Here is a 2,027-nt window from a genome sequence, read left to right as displayed (position 1 = left end):
CCCACCCCAGCCCTCCCCTTTACAAGGGGAGGGAGGAAGATCCTAGCTTTGATGTTGCATTCGAGGCTATTTCGACATTTACAAATTGCACTGACGATCGAAAGCCCCCCTTTATAAGGGGGGTTGGGGGGGTAACACCATCTCAACCCGATCCAGTGCGCCTGGAAATCTTTAATAATCTGCTTAAATCGATCGCTGAAGAGATGGGGATAACCCTGCAAAATACCAGCTACTCGGTCAATATCAAAGAACGTCTAGATTTTAGTTGCGCGATCTTCGTTGGCGGAGCCTCTCTGAAGGAGACTCGATCTGGAGAATTGGTTGCTAATGCGCCCCATATTCCCGTACATCTGGGTTCGATGAGCGAGAGCGTCACGAGTCTGATTCAAGCCTGTGGCAAAACATTGCAACCTGGTGATGTTTATATCTCCAATAATCCCTACAACGGCGGTACTCATTTACCCGACATTACGGCAATTACGCCGATCTTTCTGCCTGCCGAGCCGACTCCAGTATTTTACGTCGCATCGCGCGGACATCATGCCGATATCGGGGGCATTACTCCAGGCTCCATGCCGCCACACAGTACCTCGATCGAGCAGGAGGGCATTTTAATCGATAATTTCCAACTCGTTGCTGGCGGTCGATTTCGGCTGGCTGAGGTGTTGTCTTTGCTCGCCGATGGCCCATATCCCGCACGCAATCCCCAGCAAAATATCGCCGATCTGCAAGCGCAAATTGCGGCGAACGAGCGGGGTGTCGAAGCTCTGTTGGCCACGATCGATAAATATGGCTTAGAGACTGTCGAAGCTTACATGCAACACGTGCGGGACAATGCGGAAGAATCCGTGCGACGGGCGATTTCAGTTCTCAATCCAGGGACTTTTACATATCCGATGGACGATGGTTGTCAGATTCAGGTCGAGATTTCGATCGATCGAATCGCGAGATCGGCAACAATTGATTTTACAGGCACTTCACCCCAACAACCGACCAATCTCAATGCCCCATTAGCCATCTGTAAAGCGGTGGTGTTATATGTCTTCCGCACCCTCGTTGATGATGATATTCCGCTCAATGCTGGCTGTCTCAAACCCCTGAACATCATCGTCCCCACTGGCTCGATGCTCAATCCCCAATATCCTGCTGCGGTAGTCGCTGGTAATGTCGAAACCTCCCAAGCGATCGCCAATGCCCTCTATGGTGCGCTGGGAGTAATGGCGGCGGCTCAAGGCACGATGAATAATTTTACCTTTGGTACCGATCGCTATCAATACTACGAAACGATTTGCGGTGGCTCTGGTGCTGGGGCAAGTTTCCACGGTACCGATGCGGTGCAAACCCACATGACAAATTCGCGACTGACAGATCCAGAAGTCCTAGAATTGCGATTCCCCGTACTATTAGAAAGTTTTAGCATTCGTGCGGGTAGCGGTGGATGTGGCAAATATTCCGGCGGGAATGGTGTCATCCGCCGCATCCGTTGTCGGGAAGCGATGACGATGGGGATTTTGTCAGGACATCGATCGATCGCGCCATTTGGTTTAGTGGGTGGCGAGTCAGGAGCAGTGGGGCGAAATAGTATCGAACGGGTGAATGGAATGATTGAATTGTTGGGAAGTAAAGCAGAAGTGCAGATGGGGGCGGGGGATATTTTCTCGATCGAGACTCCTGGTGGTGGTGGCTTTGGGGCTGACTAACGTAGTTTTCAGACTCAACCAATGGTAGGGGCAATTCATGAAGCGGCTCTCTCCGGTCGGGTCTCCCGACCATGGAAGAGAGACAAGACATTGCCCCTACCATTGGTTGAATTGCTTTTTTCAGCAGAATCGATCGGATAGAATCGATATAAACTCACAACAGATGAACAAAAGTTGGGTAAACTTTTTGATAGTAGTTTTGGCGATCGCTTGTATAACGATCGCTTGTCAATCCGTACGTATCCCGCAGACAGCTACAACATCAACCCCAATTACGATTAAACTTAGTGGCTGGACTGCAAGCCCTGTCGAGCAAACATTATTAAA

Annotated in this window: 1 pseudogene; it reads left to right on the top strand. The window is 50.3% G+C overall.

From position 1 onward, the window contains the following. Positions 1 to 140: 140 nt before the first annotated feature. A pseudogene (locus tag RMO84_RS17630) lies at positions 141 to 1,700 on the top strand (hydantoinase B/oxoprolinase family protein); the annotation flags it as partial. Positions 1,701 to 2,027 lie beyond the last annotated feature (327 nt).

The organism is Chamaesiphon sp. VAR_69_metabat_338, from assembly GCF_031423935.1.
Taxonomy (GTDB): domain Bacteria; phylum Cyanobacteriota; class Cyanobacteriia; order Cyanobacteriales; family Chamaesiphonaceae; genus Chamaesiphon.
The sequence above is the reverse complement of the archived record's forward strand: the minus strand, read 5'-3'. Positions and strand labels throughout refer to the sequence as shown.